This window comes from Arthrobacter sp. 05T45 (genome assembly GCF_056395875.1).
Map to the genome: position 1 here is coordinate 38,355 of NZ_JBFTKI010000028.1, position 23,680 is coordinate 62,034.

The 23,680-nt window shown below is 67.1% G+C and carries 22 protein-coding genes and 1 tRNA gene; 16 read left to right on the forward strand and 7 right to left on the reverse strand.

Features of this window, described 5'->3' with window-relative positions; translation table 11 throughout:
• Window positions 1-15: 15 nt before the first annotated feature.
• The 3 genes from AC1DGD_RS19295 to AC1DGD_RS19305 are packed head-to-tail and all read right to left on the reverse strand — an operon-like array spanning window position 16 to window position 2,382.
• Entirely contained in the window at window positions 16-1,074 is a 1,059-nt protein-coding gene (locus AC1DGD_RS19295; RefSeq protein ID WP_026538777.1) for an NADH-quinone oxidoreductase subunit B family protein, read from the reverse strand.
• A gap of 55 nt (window positions 1,075-1,129) precedes the next feature.
• Complete coding sequence (hypB, locus tag AC1DGD_RS19300) at window positions 1,130-2,050, reverse strand: hydrogenase nickel incorporation protein HypB (protein ID WP_476857888.1); 921 nt, start codon at window positions 2,048-2,050, stop codon at window positions 1,130-1,132.
• 2 nt (window positions 2,051-2,052) lie between these two features.
• Window positions 2,053-2,382, reverse strand: coding sequence for a hydrogenase maturation nickel metallochaperone HypA/HybF (locus AC1DGD_RS19305; protein WP_028275916.1), 330 nt, complete (start codon window positions 2,380-2,382; stop codon window positions 2,053-2,055).
• A 356-nt stretch (window positions 2,383-2,738) separates the two neighbouring features.
• Here AC1DGD_RS19305 and AC1DGD_RS19310 point away from each other — a divergent pair, with 356 nt between their 5' ends.
• The 9 genes from AC1DGD_RS19310 to AC1DGD_RS19350 all read left to right on the forward strand — a co-directional run bounded on the left by AC1DGD_RS19310 (window position 2,739) and on the right by AC1DGD_RS19350 (window position 11,019).
• A complete protein-coding gene (locus tag AC1DGD_RS19310; RefSeq protein WP_018772307.1) occupies window positions 2,739-3,638 on the forward strand; it encodes a ParA family protein in 900 nt (299 codons plus the stop codon).
• Between the two features lie 44 nt (window positions 3,639-3,682).
• Window positions 3,683-4,561 (forward strand): segregation and condensation protein A, encoded by an 879-nt coding sequence (locus AC1DGD_RS19315; RefSeq protein WP_476857889.1) that lies wholly within the window; start codon window positions 3,683-3,685, stop codon window positions 4,559-4,561.
• Window positions 4,558-5,244: an SMC-Scp complex subunit ScpB gene (scpB, locus tag AC1DGD_RS19320; protein ID WP_476857890.1), complete on the forward strand. Its 687-nt coding sequence runs from the start codon at window positions 4,558-4,560 to the stop codon at window positions 5,242-5,244. The genes AC1DGD_RS19315 and scpB overlap by 4 nt, the downstream gene beginning before the upstream one ends.
• Window positions 5,245-5,354: 110 nt before the next feature.
• Window positions 5,355-6,638 carry a pseudouridine synthase gene (locus AC1DGD_RS19325; protein ID WP_476857891.1) on the forward strand — a complete coding sequence of 428 codons (1,284 nt, stop codon included), beginning with the start codon at window positions 5,355-5,357 and terminating at the stop codon, window positions 6,636-6,638.
• 2 nt (window positions 6,639-6,640) lie between these two features.
• Window positions 6,641-7,750 (forward strand): prephenate dehydrogenase, encoded by a 1,110-nt coding sequence (locus AC1DGD_RS19330; RefSeq protein ID WP_459384367.1) that lies wholly within the window; start codon window positions 6,641-6,643, stop codon window positions 7,748-7,750.
• The gene (gene cmk, locus AC1DGD_RS19335) at window positions 7,750-8,493 is read left to right on the forward strand and encodes a (d)CMP kinase (RefSeq protein WP_028275911.1); all 744 of its coding nucleotides are present in this window, start codon (window positions 7,750-7,752) and stop codon (window positions 8,491-8,493) included. Before AC1DGD_RS19330 ends, cmk begins: the two co-directional genes overlap by 1 nt.
• A gap of 73 nt (window positions 8,494-8,566) precedes the next feature.
• Window positions 8,567-9,247, forward strand: coding sequence for a lysophospholipid acyltransferase family protein (locus AC1DGD_RS19340; protein WP_476857897.1), 681 nt, complete (start codon window positions 8,567-8,569; stop codon window positions 9,245-9,247).
• Complete coding sequence (gene der, locus AC1DGD_RS19345) at window positions 9,244-10,794, forward strand: ribosome biogenesis GTPase Der (RefSeq protein ID WP_028275909.1); 1,551 nt, start codon at window positions 9,244-9,246, stop codon at window positions 10,792-10,794. Before AC1DGD_RS19340 ends, der begins: the two co-directional genes overlap by 4 nt.
• 148 nt (window positions 10,795-10,942) lie before the next feature.
• Window positions 10,943-11,019, forward strand: a tRNA-Pro gene (locus tag AC1DGD_RS19350).
• A 101-nt stretch (window positions 11,020-11,120) separates the two neighbouring features.
• Here the strand turns inward: AC1DGD_RS19350 and AC1DGD_RS19355 are convergent.
• A complete protein-coding gene (locus AC1DGD_RS19355) occupies window positions 11,121-11,990 on the reverse strand; it encodes an Fpg/Nei family DNA glycosylase (protein WP_476857892.1) in 870 nt (289 codons plus the stop codon).
• Between the two features lie 195 nt (window positions 11,991-12,185).
• Between AC1DGD_RS19355 and gcvH the strand changes: the two genes are divergently transcribed.
• From gcvH to AC1DGD_RS19380, 5 genes are all read left to right on the forward strand, one after another.
• On the forward strand, window positions 12,186-12,572 hold the full coding sequence (gene gcvH, locus AC1DGD_RS19360) for a glycine cleavage system protein GcvH (protein WP_079553886.1): 387 nt from the start codon (window positions 12,186-12,188) through the stop codon (window positions 12,570-12,572).
• 160 nt (window positions 12,573-12,732) lie between these two features.
• Window positions 12,733-13,209 carry an FHA domain-containing protein gene (locus tag AC1DGD_RS19365; protein WP_028275906.1) on the forward strand — a complete coding sequence of 159 codons (477 nt, stop codon included), beginning with the start codon at window positions 12,733-12,735 and terminating at the stop codon, window positions 13,207-13,209.
• A 17-nt stretch (window positions 13,210-13,226) separates the two neighbouring features.
• Window positions 13,227-13,949: a transcriptional regulator FtsR gene (ftsR, locus tag AC1DGD_RS19370; RefSeq protein WP_026266235.1), complete on the forward strand. Its 723-nt coding sequence runs from the start codon at window positions 13,227-13,229 to the stop codon at window positions 13,947-13,949.
• A complete protein-coding gene (locus tag AC1DGD_RS19375; protein ID WP_230009361.1) occupies window positions 13,949-14,452 on the forward strand; it encodes a bifunctional nuclease family protein in 504 nt (167 codons plus the stop codon). Before ftsR ends, AC1DGD_RS19375 begins: the two co-directional genes overlap by 1 nt.
• 351 nt (window positions 14,453-14,803) lie before the next feature.
• Window positions 14,804-15,400, forward strand: coding sequence for a MerR family transcriptional regulator (locus AC1DGD_RS19380; RefSeq protein WP_028275903.1), 597 nt, complete (start codon window positions 14,804-14,806; stop codon window positions 15,398-15,400).
• Between the two features lie 130 nt (window positions 15,401-15,530).
• Here AC1DGD_RS19380 and AC1DGD_RS19385 read toward each other — a convergent pair whose 3' ends face one another.
• Window positions 15,531-16,412: a ParA family protein gene (locus AC1DGD_RS19385; RefSeq protein WP_476857893.1), complete on the reverse strand. Its 882-nt coding sequence runs from the start codon at window positions 16,410-16,412 to the stop codon at window positions 15,531-15,533.
• A gap of 317 nt (window positions 16,413-16,729) precedes the next feature.
• On the opposite strand from AC1DGD_RS19385, the gene AC1DGD_RS19390 reads away from it, so the two are divergent.
• Window positions 16,730-20,125, forward strand: a complete 3,396-nt coding sequence (locus AC1DGD_RS19390; protein WP_476857894.1) for a pyruvate carboxylase — start codon at window positions 16,730-16,732, stop codon at window positions 20,123-20,125.
• 208 nt (window positions 20,126-20,333) lie between these two features.
• Here AC1DGD_RS19390 and AC1DGD_RS19395 read toward each other — a convergent pair whose 3' ends face one another.
• Window positions 20,334-22,154, reverse strand: a complete 1,821-nt coding sequence (locus AC1DGD_RS19395; protein WP_476857895.1) for an AMP-dependent synthetase/ligase — start codon at window positions 22,152-22,154, stop codon at window positions 20,334-20,336.
• 223 nt (window positions 22,155-22,377) lie between these two features.
• On the opposite strand from AC1DGD_RS19395, the gene AC1DGD_RS19400 reads away from it, so the two are divergent.
• On the forward strand, window positions 22,378-23,472 hold the full coding sequence (locus AC1DGD_RS19400; protein ID WP_223916600.1) for an ROK family glucokinase: 1,095 nt from the start codon (window positions 22,378-22,380) through the stop codon (window positions 23,470-23,472).
• Between the two features lie 54 nt (window positions 23,473-23,526).
• On the opposite strand, the gene AC1DGD_RS19405 is transcribed toward AC1DGD_RS19400, so the two are convergent.
• On the reverse strand, window positions 23,527-23,680 hold a 154-nt coding region (locus AC1DGD_RS19405; RefSeq protein ID WP_476857898.1), incomplete at its 5' end, for an integrase core domain-containing protein.

The window sequence follows — 23,680 nt, forward strand, 5'->3', positions numbered from 1 at the left end:
CTCTGCCTAGCGTCCCTACCAGGTCCGCTTGGCGCCGGTCAGCAGATCATTACCGGGTTTGCGCCAGCGGGGTTCCTGGTCCAGCGTGTGCTTCGTGATGTTCCGCAGTGTCCTGATGGTCTTGCCGTACGGCATGACCGACGCGGTAGACAGCTTGCCGCCGGGAGGTTCGTCCATGAACGGCATGAATTTGTCCGGGAAGCCCGGCATGGTGCAGCCGATGCAGATGCCGCCCACGTTGGGGCAGCCGCCGATTCCGTTCATCCAGCCGCGTTTGGGCACGTTGCACTTGACCACCGGCCCCCAGCAGCCGAGCTTGACGATGCACTTCGGGGACCCGTATTCGGTGGCGAAGTCGCCCTGTTCGTAGTATCCCGCGCGGTCGCATCCCTCGTGCACCGTCTGGCCAAACAGCCAGGTCGGCCGGAGCGCCTCATCCAGGGGAATCATGGGGGCCTGTCCGGTGGCCTGATACAGCAGGTACGTCATGGTTTCGGAAAGGTTGTCCGGCTGGATGGGGCAGCCCGGGACGCACACGATCGGGATCCCGGCTTTGGAGCGCCAGTCATACCCGAGATAGTCGGGCACCCCCATGGCGCCGGTAGGGTTTCCGGCCATGGCATGGATGCCGCCGTAGGTCGCACAGGTCCCGGCGGCGATGATCGCCGTCGCCTTGGGCGCCAGCCGGTCCAGCCACTCGCTGGTGGTGATCGGCTGTCCGGTGTCGAGGTTGTTGCCGAAGGCTGCCCAGTAGCCGCCCGCGGCGTGCAGCTTTTCATTCGGGATGGACCCCTCCACCACCAGCACAAACGGCTCCAGCTCGCCGCGGTCCGCCTTGCGGAACCACTCGAGGAAGTCGTCGGCGCCTTGCTGCGGGCCGCATTCGAAGTCGATCAGCGGCCAGTGCATGGCAATCTTGGGTAGTCCGGGAAGCGCCCCAAGGGCTATCTCCTCGACGCTTGGCTGGGTTGCCGCCGTCAGGGCCACGGAGTCACCGTCGCAACTGAGTCCGGCATTGATCCACAGGACGTGGATCAAGGTTTCTTCCGCTTTCAATGCAGTAGCTGTAGGCATCGTTGCCTCCTTCGGAGCCCGCCCTGTGGCCGCGGCTCGAATGTTGCGTCAACGGTCAAACGCGTAGTCCGCCAGAGCGCGGCGCACTCCCGGCGGCAGCCGCCGCCGGGTGGGGATTCTTCCGGATCCACTCCAGCCAGCCGTCCATGCCGTCGCCGGTGGTAGCTGACAGGGTCAGGACGTCGACGCCGGGATTCAGCAGGCGCGCCTGGCGCACGCATCGCTCGACGTCGAACTCCACATAGGGGAGCAGGTCTGCTTTGTTGATGATCACCAGGTCGGCGGCCAGGAACATGTGGGGGTATTTCTGCGGTTTGTCATCGCCCTCCGTAACTGAGATCACGACGACCCGGGCCGATTCGCCGAGGTCGAACAATGCCGGGCACACCAGGTTGCCCACGTTTTCGATGAAGAGTGTCGATCCGGGGACTGGATCCAGCGCGCCCAGCGCCCGCTGCAGCATCCCGGCATCCAAGTGGCAGCCTGCCCCGGTGTTGATTTGGATCACCGGCCGCCCGGTTGACCGGATCCGGTCGGCGTCCAGCGAGGTCTCCTGGTCCCCTTCGATCACACCAATGTCCAGCTCACCGGCAAGTTCCCTGATGGTCCGGACCAGGAGCGTGGTCTTGCCGGCCCCTGGGGAACTCATGACATTGAAGGCCTGGATGCCGCGTCCTTCCAGCCAACCCCGGTTCCGTGCGGCCAGGAGGTCGTTCTTGGCGAGCAGGTTCTCCTCCAGGGAGATGAGGGTCCGTCCTTCCGCCGCGGGGCTGTGCCCGGCGTCGGCTGTCCCGGGGGATTGGGGATGCTGATGGCCGTGATCATGATCGTGATCGTGATCGTGGGGATGGCCGTGATCGTGCGGATGCGGATGTTCGTGCGGGGCCGCAGCAGCGGGCAAGATGTCGTGCACAGTGCCGTCGAGGTCCGAAACTCTGGTGCCGGCGTCGTCGCCGCATCCGCACGTCGCACACATGTCTACGCAACCTCCACCGAGGTGACCAGGAGCTCCCGGCCACTGACGACTTCGACATCGGCACTGCCACAGGGGCAGAGCAGAAACATGTCCTCAAGGACGAACTCGTCGCGGCAGCTGCGGCATCTGGCCCGGCCCTCGGATTCATCGATCGTCAGGGTTGCCCCGGCCAGCGGCGTGTCAGCTGAAACGACTTCGAAGCAAAAGCGCACGGCGTCCGGGAGGACGCCGCTCAAGGGTCCGATCCGCAGGTTGACGCCCGTCACGGAGCGGCCACCGGTCCGGTCCAGGACCGCCTCCACAAGACTTTGCGTGATCGAAAGTTCGTGCATGAGCCGCTGCCACCTCGTCGTTTCAATGTAGGCCTGCGGGGTACAAACTTCAATATGTCCGGGGCCGCCGGAGGCCGGAACCGGCCGCCTGCTTCACCGCTCCCGGCGCGCCTGCGGGCGTCCCCCTTGGTGTCCCTCCGGGCCTGTCAGCCGGCACGCCCGGGCTGCCGTGACAGCCGGGTGGCAACCTTCGACTTCAACCCGAACGTCAAGGCACAGCCTCCGGCGCAGTGTCAAGGTCCGGCGAATACCGTGTCGGGCGCTGTAACCTTGGGAGGAACGCGCTGGGCTCCGGGAGCCCGGAGGCGGCAAAATGAAGCACGACAATCACCGTCATCGAAAGTGTGGATAGATACGTGAGCAGCGAACAGGGTTCAGCAACTCTGGAAGGCACCGAACTCGATCTGGAAGACGCCGTCATGGGCCCCACCGGGCGGCCCCAACGCGACTTTCCGGAGCCCGCGCCGCTGTCCTCCCACGGTCCTGCGCGGGTTATCGCCATGGTGAACCAGAAGGGCGGGGTGGGCAAAACCACGTCCACGATCAACCTCGCCGCCGCCCTGGCCGAATACGGCCGCCGCGTGCTCTTGGTCGACTTCGATCCGCAGGGCGCCCTGTCCGCCGGCCTGGGCACCAATCCGCACGAGCTCGACCTCACCGTGTACAACGTGCTGATGGACCGCAAGGTGGACATTCGCGACGCCATCCAGAAGACCGGCGTGGAAAACGTGGATCTGCTCCCGGCCAACATCGACCTCTCCGCCGCCGAGGTGCAGCTGGTTAATGAAGTGGCCCGCGAACAAGTGCTGGACCGGGCCTTGAAAAAGGTCGAGGACGACTACGACGTCGTCCTGATCGATTGCCAGCCCTCGCTCGGCCTGCTCACCGTCAACGCGCTGACCGCCGCCCATGGGGTCATCATCCCGCTGATCTGTGAATTCTTTGCCCTGCGCGCCGTGGCGCTGCTCGTGGAAACCATCGACAAGGTCCAGGACCGCCTCAACCCGCGCCTGCAGGTCGACGGCGTGCTCGCCACGATGTACGACGCCCGGACCCTGCACGGCCGCGAGGTAATCGCCCGCCTCGTGGAGGCCTTTGGCGACAAGGTCTTCGAAACCGTCATCAAGCGCTCGATCAAATTTGCCGACGCCACGGTCGCGGCCGAGCCCATCACAACCTACGCGGGCAACCACGTCGGTGCCGACGCCTACCGCCGCCTGGCCAAAGAGCTGATCTCGCGCGGCGGCGCGCCCTAGCCAGGGTCGTGGCAGGCGCCTTTTCTCCGCCAGCGAATCTCGACATGCCTGCGGAGCTCGACACACGCGCGGAATCCGCGCGGGCCGCGCGGCCGGAGGACCCAGCAGAACAGGGCGTCAAAAAGCCCGGATTCGAAGTGCGGCTGGCCAACTTCACCGGCCCGTTCGATCTCCTGCTCGGCCTGATCTCCAAGCACCAACTGGACATCACCGAGGTGGCGCTGTCCACGGTCACTGACGAATTCATCAAGTACATCAGGGGCCTGCAGCAGCTGGGGGAGGAGTGGGCCCTGGATGAGGCCAGCGAATTCCTGGTGATTGCGGCCACCCTCCTGGACCTCAAGGCGGCCCGGCTGCTGCCCGCGGGCGAGGTTGAGGACGATGAGGACATTGCCCTGCTGGAGGCCCGGGACCTCCTGTTCGCCCGGCTGCTGCAGTACAAGGCGTTCAAGCAGGTGGCCGGCATGATCGGCTCCACACTCGAGCTTGAGGCCCGGCGCTATCCCCGGCAGGTTGCCCTTGAGGGACACTTCGCTGCCCTGCTTCCGGAACTGCTGTGGCGGCACACCCCTGCCCAGTTCGCCTCCCTGGCCGAGGCGGCCCTCAAACCCAAGGAGGCAGCCCCCACCGAAGTAGGCCTCGCGCACCTGCACGGCGCGCCCGTCAGCGTCAAGGACCAGGCCGAGCTGCTGGGGAACCGGCTGCGGCTGGGCACGCCGCTGAGCTTCCGGGCCCTGATCGCCGACGCCGAATCCACGCTGGTGGTGGTGGCGCGGTTCCTGGCGTTGCTGGAGCTGTTCCGCGACCGGGCAGTGGGCTTTGACCAGCTGCTGCCGCTGGGGGAACTGACGGTGCACTGGACGGCCGATACCCAGGGGTGGAGCAGCGAAAACCTGAGTGAAGAATACGAGGACCAACCGTGAACGAACGACTCCCTGACGCTGCCCGCGAGGCCGGGCCGGACGCCGGGACAGACGCGCGGCCGGACGTCGCGAGCCTGCCAGGGGGTGCCCGCGCGGCCCTCGAAGCGGTCCTGATGGTGATCGACGAACCGGCCACGGCCCAGGCCCTGGCAGCCGGACTGAACCTGGCGGTCGACGTCGTCGAGACCCTGCTGGCTGAACTGCAGCGGGAGTATAACGGTTATACTGTTAATGCCCCGGATGTGGACGATGCCAGTTTGAACGGCTTCAGCGCCACCGCCCGGGGTTTTGAATTGCGGAATATCGCCGGAGGCTGGCGGATCTATTCCCGCGCTGAATTCGCCGAGATCGTTGGCGAATTCGTGCTGGAAGGACAGACGGCCAGGCTGACGCAGGCGGCGCTCGAAACGCTCGCCGTCATCGCTTACCGCCAGCCCGTATCTAGGGCGCGGGTGTCTGCAATTCGAGGAGTCAACGTTGACTCTGTCGTGCGGACGCTGACGCAGCGGGGGCTGATCGAGGACTCGGGAACCGATCCTGAATCCGGAGCAATCCTGTACCGCACGACGTCGTATTTCCTGGAGCGAATGGGAATCGGCTCGGTGGCGGAATTGCCACAGCTTTCACCCCACCTTCCGGGGCTTGAAGGCATCGAAGAGTTTTACGACGCTGGAAGAATGTAGGCAGGAACAACTGCCTGCGCACGAGTATCCACTAGGGCAGAATCATTTTGCCCAGTCGGCGGGTGTTGTCGGGAGACAGCGGCCGTCGGCCAACAAACGAAGGACGGGTCATGACACAGGCGGGACGCCAGGGTTCACCACGTAACAGTTCGGGACGTAACAGTGCCGGACAAAACTCAGCGCAAGGCTCAGGCCGCGGCGCACAGGGCGGTTCGGGCCGCAGCGGCGGAGCCGACTACAAGGGCGGCGCAGGCCGCAGCTCCCAGGGCGGCGCAGGCCGCAGCGGCGGAGCCGGCTACAAGGGCGGCGGAGACCGCCCCTTCAAGCACCCCAAGCCTCGCGAAGAGGCCTTCATCGATCCGGACCTGCAGGGTCCGGACGGCGCGCCGTCGGCCGCCCGCCCGGCTTCCGCTGACTGGAAGTCGAAAGCGCCGTCCGGCAAGGAGGCAGCCCGCAAAGCGGCAGCCCGCAAGCCGGGCTTCGGCAAGGCACCGGGCACTCCCGGCGCCCTCAAGCCCAAGCCGCGCGTCGGCGCCGGAGCGGCCAAGGCCACCGGTTCCCGTGCCTTCGGCAGTGAACGCTTCGGCCAGAACCTCGGGCCCGTGCGCAAGCCGGCCCGCAAACGCGGCCCCCGCGCCGAGGTGCCCCAGTCTGAACTGCACGACGCCGACGGCACCCGCCTCCAGAAGGTCATGGCCTCCGCCGGCGTCGCCTCACGGCGGGTCTGCGAGGAAATGATCGCCGAGGGCCGCGTCGAGGTCGACGGCCAGGTTGTCACCGAACTCGGCGTGCGCGTCGACCCGAAGACGGCAGTGATCCACGTCGACGGACTGCGCATCCAGCTGGACGAGAACATGGTCTACATGGTCTTCAACAAGCCCAAGGGCGTTGTCTCCACCATGGAGGACCCGGACGGCCGCCCGTGCATCAGCGACTTTGTCCGCAACCACCACGGCGAACGCCTCTTCCACGTGGGCCGGCTTGACGTCGCCACCGAAGGGCTGCTGCTGCTGACGAACGACGGCGAGCTCGCCAACCGCCTGACGCACCCGTCCTATGAAGTGCCCAAAACCTACCTCGTGCAGGTCCGCGGGCCCTTCCCGCAGGGCGTGGGCGCCGAACTCAAGGGCGGCGTCGAACTCGAGGACGGCATCGCCTCGGTGGACTCCTTCAAGCTCGTCGACTCGACCCCGGGCCACGTGCTGATCGAGGTCGTGCTGCACTCGGGCAAGAACCGGATCGTCCGGCGCTTGTTCGACGCCGTCGGCTTCCCCGTGCTGCGCCTTGTGCGAGTCAAGGTCGGCCCCATCGGGCTCGGCGACCAGCGCCAGGGCAGCATCCGCAACCTCGGCAAGCAGGAAGTCGGCCACCTGCTGGCCTCCGTGGGGCTGTAAGCATGTCCGCCTTCCGCACGCACGGCCGCGGCCACCTGAACGGCCCGGTGCTCGTCCTGGGCTCCGGGCTTCTGGGCACCAGCATCGGGCTGGGGCTGCGGGGGCGGGGCGTTCCCGTGTTCCTCTCGGATCCCTCGCCGACCAACCAGGCCGTCGCCGTCGACATCGGCGCCGGCCTGCCGCTGGCGCGCCTCGAGGGGGAGGCGCCGGAGCTCGTCGTCGTGGCCGCGCCGCCGGATGTCACGGCGGACGTCGTGGCCAAGGCGCTCCAGGACTACCCGCACGCCGTCGTGGTGGACATCGCGAGCGTGAAGGCACAGATCCTAGCCGATCTGCGCAGCCGCGGCGCGGACCTGGGCCGCTACGTGGGGACCCACCCCATGGCCGGGCGCGAGAAATCGGGCCCGGTCGCGGCCCGGGGCGAGCTGTTCACCTCCATGCCGTGGGTCGTGTGCCCGGCGGAGGAGACACTGCCGGAGTCCCTGCGGGTGGCGCGTGCGCTGGCCGGCGATCTCGGCGCCGTCGTGTCCGAATTCGCTGCCGACGAGCACGATGCAGCCGTGGCGCTCGTCTCACACCTGCCGCAGGTGATGTCCTCGCTCGTGGCCAGCCGCCTGCAGGGCACGCCCCTGCACGCCCTGTCCCTGGCCGGCAACGGGCTGCGGGATGTCACCCGGATTGCCGCAAGCGATCCCACGCTCTGGGTCCAGATCCTGGGCGCGAACGCGGAAAAAGTGGTGGAAATCCTGCACGGAGTCCGCGAGGACCTCAACCGGCTGATCGGCACCCTGGAGGCACCGGCCGCTCCCGGCGCCAGGCTGGACCTTGCCCAGCTGATCAGCGAAGGCAATGCCGGCCAGTCCCGGATCCCGGGCAAGCACGGCGGACCCCCGCAGGCATACTCGTGGCTGACGGTGCTGGTGGATGACACACCCGGACAGATCGCCAAGCTGCTGACCGAGATTGGCGAGATCGGCGTCAACGTCGAAGACCTCCGCCTCGACCACTCTTCGGGGCAGAATGTGGGCATGGTGGAAATTTCCGTCCTGCCCAACAAGCACGACCTTTTGATAGCAGCCCTAAACGACCGTGGATGGCGGGTACTCCAGTAATGACCCAGGAACTCATCGAGACAGTGGACGTAGTCCGCCCCGGCAAAAGCCTTGTGGTTGCCATCGACGGCCCCTCCGGCTCCGGCAAATCCAGCGTGAGCAAAGAGGTGGCCCGCCGGCTGAAACTGGCCTACCTCGACACCGGCGCGATGTACCGCGCCCTGACATGGTTCTGCCTGCAGAGCGGCACGGACCTGGACGACGGGGCCGCCGTCGAGACCGCCGCCGAGACCCTGCCGCTTGAAATCAGCACCAGCCCGCAGGAAGAGTACGTCCGCGTCGGCGGGCACGATGTCACTCTCGCCATCCGTGAACCCGCCATTTCCGCGGCAGTCAGCGCCGTCGCCACCACCCTGGGCGCGCGGACTGAACTGATCCGCCGGCAGCGCGAGCTGATCGAAAAGCACCACCGCCGCATGGTGGTCGAGGGCCGGGACATCACCACCGTCGTCGCGCCCCATGCCGAGGTGCGGATGTTGCTGACCGCCAGCGAGGAAGCCCGGCTGCGCCGCCGCGGCATCCAGCTCGGCGGCAGCCAGAATGCCGAGCAGCTGGCAGCCCAGGTCACGCACCGCGATGCCAAGGACTCCACCGTAGTGAACTTCACCACGGCCGCCGACGGCGTCGTGACCCTGGACTCCTCCGACCTGGACTTTGACGAGACGGTCCAGGCCGCCCTCGACATCGTGGACACCGTGGTCAACCACTCTCCCGTTCCGCTCCGGGCCGTCCACGGTGACTGAGGGGCGCGCCGGACTGCCGGGGACAGCGCCGGCCTCCCTGCCCGGTCAGTGGACGACGGCGTGGAGCCGGCCCGTGGGCTGGCTCCTGGACCACGTCGTCTACCGCACCTCGGTCAGCGGACGCTCCAACGTCCCGGCGGCCGGTCCCGTGATCTTCGCGGGAAACCACATCAGCTTCCTGGACGGGCCCGTCATGTTCGGCGCCTCGCCCCGGCCCATGCACATCCTCGTCAAGCAGGAGATGTTCACCGGGTTCCTCGGCCGCGTCCTGGCGGCGTCGGGCCAGTTGCCCGTCGACCGCCGCGGTGGCCGTGCGGCGCTGGCCACGGCCCGGAGCCTGCTCGACGCCGGACGGTGCGTCGGGATTCTTCCCGAAGGCACGCGGGGGAGCGGTGAGGCCGCCGCGATCAACAACGGCGTCGCCTGGCTGGCGCTTAACTCCCGCGCCACCGTGGTCCCCGTGGCCATCCTGGGCACAAGAATCGGCGGCGAACACCTGGACACCGTGCCCGCACCGCGCCGGCGCCTGCATGTCAGCTTCGGCGGGGCCATCAACGTCAGCCGCAGGCCCGGCGAGACCGGGCGTGTTTCAATGGACAGGGCGGGAACCGAAATCCGGGCCGCATTAGCGCGCCATGTCCAGGACTCAGTACTAAGAACCGGGCAGCCCCTGCCCCACGCGGAATCACCGCATGAACGTCATGAAGAAGTAGCCGGGACGCCGGCAGATCACCACCTAAGGAAAGTGCAATGAGCGATACGACTCAAACCTCCGGCAATTTTGGCGCCGGCGAAGACGAATACACGCCCACCGGCACCGACCAGGTGGCTGAAAACCTTGCCGCCCTGGACGATGACGAAGCGGAACTCCGCGCGGCCTCGCTGCGTGCCGGGCTGGACGACTACGAGCTCGACGAAGACGACGCCGCGCTGCTGAGCGGCCACTTCGACGACGAGGACTTTGACGGCCCGGTCAAGCTGGACCCGGTCCTCGCCATCATCGGACGGCCCAACGTGGGCAAATCCACCCTGGTCAACAGGATCCTGGGCCGCCGCGAGGCCGTGGTCGAGGACACCCCCGGCGTCACCCGCGACCGTGTCATGTACTCGGCAAACTGGAACGGCCGCAACTTCACCGTGGTGGACACCGGCGGGTGGGAGCACGATGCCCGCGGCATCCACGCCCGTGTGGCGGAGCAGGCCGAGATGGCCGTGGAACTTGCCGACGCCGTCCTGTTCGTCGTCGACTCCGCCGTGGGCGCGACCGCGACCGACGAAGGCGTCATGAAAATGCTGCGCAAGTCGAAGAAGCCGGTCATCATGGTGGCCAACAAGGTGGACGACTTCGCCCAGGAAGCCGACTCGGCCACCCTCTGGGGCCTGGGCTTCGGCGAACCGTACCCCGTCTCGGCCCTGCACGGCCGCGGCGTGGCGGACCTCCTGGACCACGTCATGGACACCCTCCCGGAGTACTCCCTGATTGAAGGCCTCGAGCGCTCCGGTGGCCCCCGCCGCATCGCCCTGATCGGCCGCCCGAACGTCGGCAAGTCCTCGCTGCTGAACAAGCTCGCCGGTTCCGAGCGTGTGGTGGTGGACAATACCGCCGGCACCACCCGCGACCCGGTCGATGAATTCATCGAACTCGGCGGACGCACGTGGCGCTTCGTGGACACCGCCGGCATCCGGCGCCGCCAGCACATGGCCCAGGGCGCGGACTTCTACGCTTCCCTGCGCACGCAGAGCGCGCTCGAAAAGGCCGAGGTCGCCGTCGTGCTTCTGGCCGTGGACGAGGTGCTCAGCGAGCAGGACGTCCGCATCCTGCAGCTTGCCGTTGAATCCGGCCGCGCCCTGGTGCTGGCCTTCAACAAATGGGACCTCCTCGACGACGAGCGCCGCCGCTACCTGGAACGCGAAATCGAGCAGGACCTGGCACACGTGGCCTGGGCGCCGCGCGTGAACATCTCGGCCAAGACCGGCTGGCACAAGGACCGGCTCGTCCCGGCCCTGGACACCGCCCTGGAAAGCTGGGACAAGCGCATCCCCACCGGACGCCTCAACGCGTTCCTGGGCGAACTTGTCGCAGCGCACCCGCACCCGGTCCGCGGCGGCAAGCAGCCCCGCATCCTGTTCGGCACCCAGGCCTCGAGCCGGCCGCCGAAGTTCGTGCTCTTCACTACCGGATTCCTGGATCCGGGATACCGCCGCTTCATCACCCGACGCCTCCGGGAGACCTTCGGCTTCGAGGGCACGCCGATTGAGGTCAACATGCGCGTGCGCGAAAAGCGTGGCAAGAAACGTTAATTCCAACACACCTTGCCGTGACAGCCTGAAATTGTCACAGGCACCCTCCCGGATCGTGTAAGCTTTTGGAGGTGGTTCGGCCGGACTGCTTGGAAGAAAACCTGGAGCGAATCCGGGAAGACTTCCGGGCGGAGAACGGTGGAACCAGCGGGCTGTAGCGCAGCTTGGTAGCGCACTTGACTGGGGGTCAAGGGGTCGCAGGTTCAAATCCTGTCAGCCCGACCAACAGCTGAAACCCCGCCATTCCTGATGAAGGAATGGCGGGGTTTTCTGTTTCCCGGACACATCCGCTCCGTGGTGTTCCCAGGAAGGTCCGCGGTGATCCGCTATTTCAGGAAGCGGGACGTCCGGCGGTCGGCCAGGATCTTTCCTTTGGTCTGGCACGTCGGGCAGTACTGCAGGGCGGAATCGGCAAAGGAAACCTCCCGGACCGTGTCCCCGCACACCGGACACGGTTCGCCGGTCCGGCCGTGGACCCGCATGTGGCTCCGCTTGGTGTCCTTGAGCTCGTTGGGCGGCTTGCCCTTGGCCTCCGCCACCGCCGTTCCCAGAATGGTGTGGATGGCGTCGTAGAGGTGCTGCACGTGCGTCCGGCCCAGCGACCTGGCGATCGCGAACGGCGAAGTCCTGGCGGCGTGCAGGATCTCGTCACTGTACGCGTTCCCAATCCCGGCGATGATGCCCTGGCTCCTCAGGACGCCCTTGATCTGCTGGGAACTGGAGCCGAGAATCCCGGCCAGGGCATCTACGTCGAAGTCCGGACTGAACGGATCCGGTCCGAGCGCCGCGATGCCGGGCACGTCGTGCGGATCACGGACCACATAGACCGCCAGGCTCTTCTTCGTGCCCGCCTCGGTCAGGTCCATGCCCACCGGGCCGGAATCGGCGGAGAACGTCAGCCGCAGCGCGATGTGGCCCTTCCCCATTTTCAGCTGGGCGTCGGTGGGGGAGTCCGTGAAGCGGACCCAGCCGGCCCGGGCGAGGTGGAAGACAAAATGCAGCCCGTCCGCTTCCAGGCTGACAAACTTGCCGAACCTTTGCACGCCGCTGACGGCCTTGCCCTGGAGGTCGGAGTAGGGAGGGTCTGCCGTCTTGAGCACGGCGAAGGAGACCGGCTGGATTTTCCGCACCATTGCTCCGCGCAGGTGCTCGTCCAGAAAGTCCGTCAGGGCCGCAACTTCAGGAAGCTCAGGCACGGCCTAGCCCTCACGTGTCCGGACGGTCCCGGCACCCCGGTTGTTCACATTCCCGCCCTTCAGCGGAGCATGTTCTGCCATGGCACCATCTTCGCAGATGCCTCCCCGGCCCCTGCCCGATGTGCCTATACTTTCAGCGGCGGCTAGAACAAACGACTGCCGCCGCCAGGTGATTGACCCGATGAAAGGCCCGTCATGAGCATCATTCCCGAAGACCTGTCCTACACCGCAGAACACGAATGGGTTTCGGCCCCCAACGCCGACGGGGTTGTGCGCGTGGGCATCACTGATTTTGCCCAGGACGCCCTCGGGGATGTCGTCTACGCCCAGATGCCCGAGGTCGGGACCACCATCAAGGCCAACGACGTCGTCGGCGAGGTCGAATCCACCAAGAGCGTCAGCGACATTTACGCCCCGGTGACGGGCGAGGTGGTCGCCAGGAACGAGTCGCTGGACACCGATTCCGCCCTTATCAACTCCGATCCGTACGGTGAAGGCTGGCTGATCGAAATCAAGCTCGCGGAAGCCGACGCGGTCGAGTCCTTGCTCAGTGCATCCGAGTATGAACAGCAGGTAGGCTAAAGACAGAGGTCATTCGGGCCGGGGCCGCCGGCGAGTGTTGTTGGGATAACAAAACAAAGCCGCGCCCCGCCGAAGGGCCTCATCACCGGGACTGCAAGGCTTTTCCGGACGGCATGCGTTGTTTGCAGGGGGGACACCTGCAACGAATGAGGAGGACTCAATGTTTGGGCACGAACGGAACGACACCGGTGACGGTTACGGCACGGGTGGAGTGAAGGCTTCGGAGACCACGTCGATCAACCTCACTCCGGTGCGCGACGAACCCAATTTCACGCCGAAGCTTTCAACTGAGGAACGGGCAGCGGTTGAGGCCCTTCCCTTCGGATCGGCCCTGCTCGTCGCGCACAGCGGCCCCAACGCCGGTGCGCGGTTCCTGCTGGACTCCGACGTCACCACGGCGGGCCGCCACCCGGACGCCGACATCTTCCTCGACGACGTCACTGTCTCGCGCAGGCACGTCGAATTCCGCCGCACTGCGCGCAGCTTTGAGGTTGTGGACACCGGGAGCCTGAACGGCACCTACGTCAACCACGACCGCGTGGACTCGGTGGAACTGAAGTCCGGCAACGAGGTCCAGATCGGCAAATTCCGCCTCACCTTCTACCTCAGCCCTGCCCGCGCAGCAGGCAACGTCTGATTCCGGGGTAGTTGCCTGTGGCCACGGCACATGCGGATCGGCGCGGACCCCAGGTTCTGAACATCGGGGAAGTCCTGGCTCAACTGAGCGACGACTTCCCCAGCATGACTGCGTCAAAAATCCGGTTCCTTGAAGAAAAGGGACTCATCAACCCGCAGCGGACACCTGCCGGCTACCGTCAGTACTCTGAGAACGACGTCGAACGGCTGCGCTTCGTCCTCTCACTCCAGCGTGACCAGTACCTGCCGCTGAAGGTCATCAAGGACTACCTGGATGCGATCGACCGGGGCGAACGGCCGGAGAACCTGCCGGCAGGCGTCACGTTGTCCCCGCGGATTGTCTCCGAGGAGCTCGCCTCCGAGCTGCAGAGCCGGGCACGCAGGCTCAGCGAGGAGCAGCTGCGCGCCGAATCCGGGGCGAGCGTCCCACTGCTGGAATCGCTCCTGAGCTACGGCCTGATCGGGCACGTCAACGGCAAATTCGACGAACACGCGCTGCAGGTCGCGCGGGCCTGCGTCCAGCTGGAGAGCCATGGCCTGGAACCCCGCCACCTGCGGCCCTTCCAGGCGGCTGCCGACCGCGAATTCGGGCTCGTGGAGCGTGCTGTGGCCACCCTGACCTCCCGCAAGGACGCAGCCTCCCACGCCCGCGCCGCCGAGGCGGCCCGGGAAATCAGCGACCTCTGCCTGTCCTTGCACCAGGCGCTGGTCCACGACCGCATCTCAAGGATGGACATCTGATGATTGAGGTGGAGATTGTCGGCGTGCGGATCGAGTTGCCGTCCAACCAGCCGCTTGTCCTGCTCAAGGAAATCCATGGTGAGCGCCACGTGCCCATCTGGATCGGGACCCCGGAGGCCAGCGCCATCGCCCTGGCCCAGCAGGGGGTCATCCCGCCCCGGCCGATGACCCACGACCTCCTGGTGGACGTCGTCGAGGCCCTGGGCCACACGATCGTCAGCGTCAACATCGTGGCGGTGGAGGACAACATCTTCTACGGGCAGCTGCAGTTCGAGAACGGCACCACCGTGAGCTCCCGGGCCTCCGATGGGTTGGCCGTTGCCCTGCGCGCCAAGTGCCGGATCTGGTGCGCCGACGCCGTCATGGACGAGGCCGGCGTCCGGATCACCGAACACGACGAGGGCGAGGACACGCACCCCGGACCCGCCGTGGACGAGGAAGTCGAACTGCGGCGCTTCCGCGAGTTCCTCGACGACGTCGAACCCGAAGACTTCGGCGGCTGAGCCGGCCCAGGCAACCGGCGCCAGGGAACCTGCCGCGATTGCGGGCGTGCCTGTGACTGCTGGTGTTTCTGATACGTGCGTGACAGCTGTGGCGGCACCAAACGTTAAAGTCGAGGATGAAACTTTCGACACGCCCTTGGAATAGCCCCAACGTCTTTGACCTTGGGCCCCGGCAGGCCTAACGTCGAAGGTACAAGTTCCCATTGCATACGGTAGCCGCGCAAGTCACACTGGAAGGTGCAGTCCGGCTGAATTACACGGATGAAATATTCATCCGGTGTCATGCAGCTGTTCACATCTATTGCTGCCGATGCAACAAACCCAGGGGAACCCACGACAAGGAGGGTCCACGTGAGTCCGAAAGGCGAAGCAGGCGAGCTGAAGCAGGCCTCAACGGCCGGCGTTGCTGTGCCCGCCAGCGGTGCCCAAGGCCTGCTGTTCACCGAGGATCTCCCCGTTCTGGACGAGGACGCGGGCTACCGCGGACCCACCGCCTGCAAGGCGGCCGGCATTACCTACCGCCAACTCGATTATTGGGCGCGCACCGGACTCGTTGAGCCCGCCGTCCGCGGTGCGGCCGGCTCCGGCTCGCAGCGGCTCTACGGCTTCCGCGACATTCTGGTTCTCAAGGTGGTCAAACGGCTCCTGGACACGGGCGTCTCCCTGCAACAGATCCGCACCGCCGTGGAACACCTGCGGGAGCGCGGCGTCGAGGACCTCGCCCAAATCACGCTCATGAGCGACGGCGCCAGCGTCTACGAGTGCACATCGGCAGATGAAGTCATCGATCTCGTCCAGGGCGGCCAGGGGGTGTTCGGCATCGCCGTCGGCCGCGTATGGCGCGAAGTTGAAGGAAGCCTCGCAGCTCTTCCCAGCGAACACGCCGCGGACCAGTCCTTTCCCGACGACGAGCTGAGCAAACGCCGGGCGGCCCGCAAGATCGGCTAGCGCCCGCAGCTGCAGACGTGACTGAGCACAGCAACGACTGAGCACAGAAACTGAGTACAACAAGATGAGGCCGCCTCCCGGACAGGGAAGGCGGCCTCATTTCTGTTGGGCTGTGTACGGCAGTCCGGGGCTACCGAAGGCTGCGGTCTCGGACAGCGCCGGCCGGGGCCACGCCGCCCTGGTTCAGCAGGTTCTGCAGCAGGGCATCGAAGAGCCCGGCCGCATTCTTGGCCGAGTCGCCGGGCCAGTGGTGGATGGAGTGGGCGGCGCCCTGGATCTGCTGCCAGTTGGCCTGCTCCGGGATATGCGGGCTCAACAGCAGTTGGCCGAACATGGATTCCATCTCCGAGAGCCGGAACGTGTGCTCGGCCGAACTGCTGCGCACCCGGTTGGCCACGATGCCGGCAGGGGACAGCTTGGGGGCGAATTCCTGCCGGAAGAGCTGGATGGCGCGCATGGTGCGTTCCGTGCCGGCCACCGAGAAAAGCCCGGGCTCGGCTACCAGGGTCACCTTGTCGCTTGCGGACCACGCCATCCGGGTCAGGCCGTTCAGTGACGGGGGGCAATCGACCAGGACGAGTTCGTAGTTCGTGGCGCCCGCCAGGACCGTGGAAAGCCGGCGAAGGTCGCGGCGGCCCAGGTCGGGGCGGTCGTAGATGCCGGTATAGGCAGAGCCGACGGCCACGTCCAGGACGGAGGTTGCCGCGCCGGACTGAATCCTGCCGTTGGCACTGCCGTTGGCGTTGCTGCGGCCGTTGATCCGGGCGTGTTCCACCCAGCCGCTGGGGACCACGTTGTCCGCCAGATGTGCCCGCCGCGGCGACCTCAGCATCCTGCCGATATCGAGCTGATCGTCCGGACTCACGCCCAGGGCCGTGCTGGCGTCAGCATGCGGATCAAGGTCGACGACGAGGGTGGGGATGCCGGCGGCCAATGCCGCCGACGCCAGTCCGGTGGTCACGGATGTCTTGCCGACACCGCCTTTGAGGCTGCTGATGCTCACTACTTGCACTTGAAAAACCAATACCTAACGCCGGTTGCCGAGACGGGGTCGTGCCGGCTCCTGCGTTCTTCGGAGCCGGGGCGTGCGTGCGCCACCCACCCACTCATCATATGTTGATGCTCCGGCGAAACCCGTTTCATCCGGCGTGGGGCGCCAGAACCTCGCCAATCGGACGGACGGGGAAAGCTCCAAGGCCAAGGCCCTGCCCATCGCGGCGTCCGTGACGGATAATGCTGTGACAGTCGCCACAATGATTTGTGTTTGCCCGCACAGGTCCTAGACACTGTGAGCACTTACCGATACGCCCGCGATGAAGCAGGAGAAGTATGTTTTCTAAGATTCTGGTGGCCAACCGCGGCGAAATCGCGATTCGCGCCTTCCGCGCGAGCTACGAGCTGGGTGCCAAGACTGTCGCTGTGTTTCCCCATGAGGACCGCAACTCCATTCACCGCCAGAAGGCCGATGAGGCGTATCTGATCGGCGAGGAGGGACATCCGGTCCGGGCCTACCTGGACGTTGATGAGGTGGTGCGCGTCGCCAAGGAGTCCGGGGCGGACGCCATTTACCCCGGTTACGGTTTCCTCTCCGAGAACCCGCGCCTGGCGCGGGCCGCGAAGGAGGCCGGCATCACCTTCGTCGGCCCGCCGGCCGAGGTTCTGGAACTCGCCGGTAATAAGGTTGCCGCCCTCGAGGCCGCGCGCAAGGCCGGCGTCCCGGTCCTCAAGTCCAGCCAGCCGTCGAAGGACCTGGACGAACTGATCGCCGCCGCGGATGAAATCGGCTTCCCCATTTTTGCCAAGGCCGTCGCCGGCGGCGGCGGGCGCGGCATGCGCCGCGTGGACACCCGCGAGGCGCTCCCGGAGGCCCTGCAGGCCGCCATGCGCGAAGCCGACGCCGCGTTCGGCGACCCCACCATGTTCCTGGAGCAGGCCGTCCTGCGCCCGCGCCACATCGAGGTCCAGATCCTGGCCGACGCGGAGGGCAACGTGATGCACCTCTTCGAGCGTGACTGTTCCATCCAACGCCGCCACCAGAAGGTCATCGAGATCGCCCCGGCGCCGAACCTGGACGAAGGCATCCGGCAGGCGCTGTACCGCGACGCCGTGAAGTTCGCGAAAGCGCTGAACTACGTCAACGCCGGTACCGTCGAATTCCTTGTCGACACGGTGGGTGAGCGGGCCGGCCAGCACGTATTCATCGAAATGAACCCCCGGATCCAGGTCGAGCACACGGTGACCGAGGAAGTCACCGACGTCGATCTCGTCCAGGCGCAGCTGCGCATCGCCGCCGGTGAGAGCCTCGCGGACCTGGGCCTGTCCCAGGAGAGCGTCCAGCTCAAGGGTGCCGCCCTGCAGTGCCGCATCACCACGGAGGACCCGGCCAACGGCTTCCGGCCCGACGTCGGCAAGATCACCGGCTACCGCTCGGCCGGCGGCGCAGGCGTCCGGCTTGACGGCGGCACCGTCTACTCGGGCGCGGAGATCAGCCCGCACTTCGACTCCATGCTGGTCAAGCTGACCTGCCGCGGCCGCAACTACCCGGCCGCCGTCGCCCGGGCCCGCCGCGCCCTCGCCGAGTTCCGCATCCGCGGCGTGTCCACCAACATCTCCTTCCTGCAGGCTGTCCTGGACGATCCCGACTTCGTCGCCGGGGATGTGGCCACCTCGTTCATTGACGAACGGCCCCAGCTGCTGAAGGCACGGGTCTCGGCCGACCGCGGCACCAAGCTGCTGACCTGGCTTGCCGACGTCACTGTCAACAAGCCCAACGGCGAACTCAAGGTCCACACGGACCCGGCGGACAAGCTTCCGGCCCTGGATGACGCAGCGGCCCGGCCAGGGTCCCGCCAGCGTCTCCAGGAACTCGGCCCGGAAGGGTTTGCCCGTGCCCTGCGCGCGCAGGACGCCGTGGCCGTCACGGACACCACGTTCCGCGACGCGCACCAGTCCCTGCTCGCCACCCGGGTGCGCACCCGGGACCTCGTGGCGGCTGGTCCCGCAGAATCCAAGCTGCTCCCTGAGCTGCTCTCGGTCGAGGCCTGGGGCGGGGCCACCTACGACGTCGCCCTGCGCTTCCTCGGCGAAGACCCCTGGGACCGGCTTGCCGCCCTGCGCAGGGCCATGCCGAACCTGTGCCTGCAGATGCTGCTCCGCGGCCGCAACACCGTCGGCTACACGCCCTACCCGGAAGAGGTCACGGTGGCGTTCGTCAACGAGGCCGCCGCCACGGGCATCGACATTTTCCGGATCTTCGACGCCCTCAACGACGTCAACCAGATGGCCCCGGCCATCCGGGCCGTCCGTGAGACCGGTACCGCCGTCGCCGAGGTTGCCCTCTGCTACACCGCGGACATGCTGGACCCGGAGGAAACGCTCTACACCCTGGATTACTACCTGGAGCTGGCGCAGAAAATCGTCGACGCCGGGGCGCACATCCTGGCGATCAAGGACATGGCTGGACTGCTGCGTCCGGCTGCCGCGGCACGCCTGGTCTCGGCGCTCCGGGAGCGGTTCGACCTCCCCGTCCACCTGCACACCCACGACACCGCCGGCGGCCAGCTGGCCACGCTCCTCGCGGCCGTGGATGCCGGCGTGGACGCTGTGGACGTGGCCTCGGCCTCCCTGGCCGGAACCACCAGCCAGCCCTCGGCATCGGCCCTCGTCGCCGCGCTGGCCCACACGCCGCGCGACACCGGCCTCAGCCTGGCGAACGTCTGCGCCCTCGAGCCTTACTGGGAGGCCGTCCGCCGGGTCTACGCGCCGTTCGAGTCCGGACTGCCGGGGCCCACGGGCCGGGTCTACCAGCACGAAATTCCGGGCGGCCAGCTCTCCAACCTGCGCCAGCAGGCGATGGCGCTTGGCCTGGGCGAGCGTTTCGAGGCGATCGAGGACATGTACACCGCGGCGGACCGGATCCTCGGCCGGCTGGTCAAGGTGACCCCGTCGTCCAAGGTGGTGGGCGACCTCGCCCTGCACCTGGTGGGCCTCAACGCCGACCCGGAAGACTTCAACGAGAACCCGCAAAAGTACGACGTCCCGGATTCTGTGATCGGCTTCCTTTCCGGCGAGCTCGGTGACCCGCCCGGCGGCTGGCCCGAGCCCTTCCGGACGAAGGCGCTGCAGGGCCGCACCGTCAAGGTCCGCGACGTCGAGATCAGCGCCGAGGACAGCGCCGCGCTCAACGGCGATTCCAAGACCCGGCGGGGCACGCTCAACCGCCTGCTCTTCGCCGGTCCCACGAAGGATTACCAGAAGAGCGTGGAGGCCTACGGCAACCTTTCGGTGCTGGACACGCGGGACTACCTTTTCGGGCTGCAGCGCGGCGCGGAGCACGAGATCGAGCTCGAGAAGGGCGTCCGGCTGATCGCCTCGCTCGAGGCCGTCTCCGAGCCGGACGAGAAGGGCATGCGCACAGTCATGTGCACGCTCAACGGCCAGTCCCGGCCCGTGGTGGTCCGCGACCGTTCAGTGGTGAGCAACGTCAAGGCCGCCGAACGCGCCGACACCTCCCAGCCGGGCCAGGTCGCCTCGCCGTTCGCCGGTGCCGTCACGCTGACCGTCAAGGCCGGGGACACCGTCAAGGCCGGCGACACCGTGGCCACGATCGAGGCCATGAAGATGGAGGCGTCCATCACGACGCCGGTGGCCGGCACCGTCGCGCGGCTCGCCGTCGCCGGGATCGAACAGGTCCAGGGCGGGGATCTGCTGCTCGTCGTCGAATAGCGGCAGCGCGGCAACACCGTAGCCCATCAACACAGAAGGGTCCTTCCGGCTTCCGCCGGAAGGACCCTTGTGTTTCTGCCGAACCTTGCCTCCCGAACGAAAGCAACGCGGGGTCAGATACGGCCCATCAGGGGGCGCCGGATGGGCCGTATCTGACCCCGCGTTGCTCTGGTGCGGGGTTTCGGTGCGGGGCGGTTGCGGTTGCAGCCTAGGCGAGGGTGGGACGCTTGGCGCTGTACATTTCCTCGATCACGTTCTCGAAGTCCTTGAGCACCTGGGCCCGCTTGACCTTCATGGAGGGGGTCAGATGTCCGGAGGCCTCGGTGAAGTCGGCCGGCACGATCCGGAAGGACTTGATCGCCTCGGCCTGGGACACGGACTGGTTGGCGTGGTTGATGAGCTCCTGGACCGCGGCCATGACGGCGGGGTTGACGGCAGCCTCGGCGAGCGAGGTCGAGGCCGGGAGCCCGTGGCGGCCCAGCCAGCCGGGCAGCGCTTCTTCGTCCAGGGTCACCAGGGCACCAATGAACGGGCGGTTGTCACCGACCACGAGCACCTGCGAGACGAGCGCGTCCGCGCGGATCTGGTCCTCCAGCAGGGCCGGGACGACGTTCTTGCCGCCGGCCGTGACGATGATTTCCTTCTTGCGCCCGGTGATGGTCAGGAACCCCGCCTCGTCCAGCTGGCCGATGTCGCCGGTGCGGAACCAGCCGTCCTCGAAGGTTGCAGCGGACAGGTCATCGCGCTTGTAGTAGCCGCGCATGACGCACACGCCCTTGGCGAGGATCTCGCCGTCGTCCGCGATCCTGACGGAGTTGCCCGGAATCGGGGCGCCGACGGTGCCGATCTTGATCAGGTCGGGGGTGTTGACGGTGATCGGCGCCGTGGTTTCAGTCAGCCCGTACCCTTCCAGGATCTGCATGCCGATGCCCTGGAAGAAGTGGCCCAGCCGTTCACCGAGCGGGCCGCCGCCGGAAACGGCATGGGAGACGTTCCCGCCCATGGCGGCCCGGAGCTTGCTGTACACGAGCTTGTCGAACACGGCGTGCTTGAGCTTCAGCACGAGCCCGACCTTGCCGGCCTGCCGGGCCCGGGAGAATTCGATGGCGGTGTCCGCGGCGCGGTGGAAGATGGCGCCCTTGCCGCCGTCCTCGGCCTTGGTCAGGGCCGAGTTGTAGACCTTCTCGAAAACGCGCGGGACGGCGAGGATAAAGGTCGGTTTGTAGCTCTGCAGATCCGGCAGCAGGTTCTTGATATCCGGGGTGTGCGCCACCGTGACGCCGGCCGCAACTGCCAGCACAGAGATGTAGCGTGCGAAGACGTGGGCCATGGGCAGGAACATGATGGTCCGCGCCTGCTCGTGGACGATCGTGCCCAGCGACGTGACCAGCGCGTTCTCGGACAGTTCCACGAAGTTGCCGTGCGTCAGCTCGCAGCCCTTGGGCCGGCCGGTGGTGCCCGAGGTGTAGATGATCGTGGCGACATCGTTCAGGGACGCCTGGCTGCGGCGTGCTTCGAGCTCGGCATCGCTGATGCTGGCTCCGGCCGCACGGACCTCGTCCAGGCTGTCGCCCTCGAGCTGCCAGACATGCCCCAGGGCGGTGAGGCCCTCGGAGGTGGCCGCCTGCCGGATGATGTCCTCGTGGTGCGCCGATTCGCCGAACGCGGCCACGGCGCCGGAGTCGCCAAGGTTCCAGGCCACCTGGGAGGGGGAGGAGGTTTCATAGATCGGGACCGAGACGGCGCCGGCGAACCAGATGGCGAAGTCGATCAGGGCCCATTCATACCGGGTGCGGGACATGATGCCCACCCGGTCGCCGGCGGCCACACCGCTGGCCATGAGCCCCTTGGCGAGGGCCGAGACGTCGGCCAGGAATTCCGTGGCGCGGACGTCCTGCCACTGGCCGGCTGGGTCGAGCCGCGAGAACAGCGCAGGGTTGGAGGCCTTGGCCGCCTGGCGCACCACGAGATCGGTGACATTGGTGTCCGGATCGACATTCACCAGGGGCGGGACAATGATTTCTCGCACGACAGCTCCTTTGGTATCCATAGGCCCGCAAGGGGTACCGCTAAGCCTAGTATGCGGCCCCCCGAAGGTGTGTTCTGCGACACCTACTGGCGAGTAACTTTACGGTCGGGGCCGCCGTTCCGCCAGTCGGGGATGCTGCGGGCACGTGCGCGGCGCTCTGCTGCCGCGTCATTCGGCCGGGCTTTCGCTGCCGTTGCGGCCCCGGCGAATAGAATGGGGCACCATGCAGACACCAACACCCGGCCGGCAGCCCGGCCTGCGCCGCCGGACCGCCGCCTGGCGAAGCAGGACCCTGGCCGGAGCCGCGGCCGCCACGGCCGGGCACGACCTCCGCTCACACCTGCGGCTGGGCCGCAAGGGCCTGGCGATCGGCGTCGACATCGGGGGAACCAAGGTTGCTGCCGGCGTGGTGGACGCCGAGGGCAGGATCCTCAGCCAGGCCAAACGCTCCACCCCGGGCAACGACCCGCGCGCCGTGGAGCAGGTCATTGTCGAACTCGTCGGAGAGCTGGGCGCCGGACACCGGATCTGGTCGGTCGGAATCGGCGCTGCCGGCTGGATGGACCTCGACGGCGGCACTGTCCTCTTCAGCCCGCACCTGGCCTGGCGCAATGAACCGCTGCGCGAGAACCTGCAGCGGCTGTTGCGCCGCCCCGTCCTGCTGACCAACGACGCCGACGCCGCCGCCTGGGCGGAATGGCGCTTCGGCGCCGGACAGGGACAGGACCGTCTGGTCTGCATCACCCTGGGCACCGGAATCGGCGGGGCCATGGTCATGGACGGACGGCTCGAACGCGGCCGCTTCGGTGTGGCGGGGGAGTTTGGCCACCAGATCATCATGCCGGGCGGGCACCGCTGCGAGTGCGGCAACCGCGGCTGCTGGGAACAATACGCCTCGGGCAATGCGCTCGGCCGCGAGGCCAGGGAACTGGCCGCCGCGAATTCCCCGGTTGCCCAGGAACTGCTCAAGGCCGTGGACGGCGACGTGGCACGCATTACGGGCGTGATCGTGACGGAGCTGGCCAAGGCCGGGGACCAGACCTCCCGCGAACTCCTCGAGGACGTCGGGGAGTGGCTGGGCCTTGGCCTGGCGAACCTCGCAGCGGCACTGGACCCAGGCAAGTTCGTGATCGGCGGCGGACTGTGCGACGCCGGCGAGCTGCTCGTCGCGCCGGCCCGAAAGGCCTTCGCGCGGAACCTCACTGGCCGCGGCTTCCGCCCCGCGGCGGAGATCGAACTTGCGGCCCTGGGACCCAACGCCGGGCTGATCGGCGCCGCCGACCTCTCCCGGGTCAGCAGCCGCATGCACACCCAGTAGCGTGCCTGGGCCCTGAACCAGCCAGCGCGGTGCCTGGCGCCCTGACCGGGTGGACTAGATGTACTGCCCAGGGAGGTTGGTTAAGCGGCTGATGGGCGGCTGGCCTCCGATTGCGGTGTGGGGCCTATGGTGATTGTAGTGGTGCAGCCATGCCGGGAGGGCGTTTCTGCGGGCTGATTCCGTGGCGTAGAAGCGTTGGAAGGCCCAT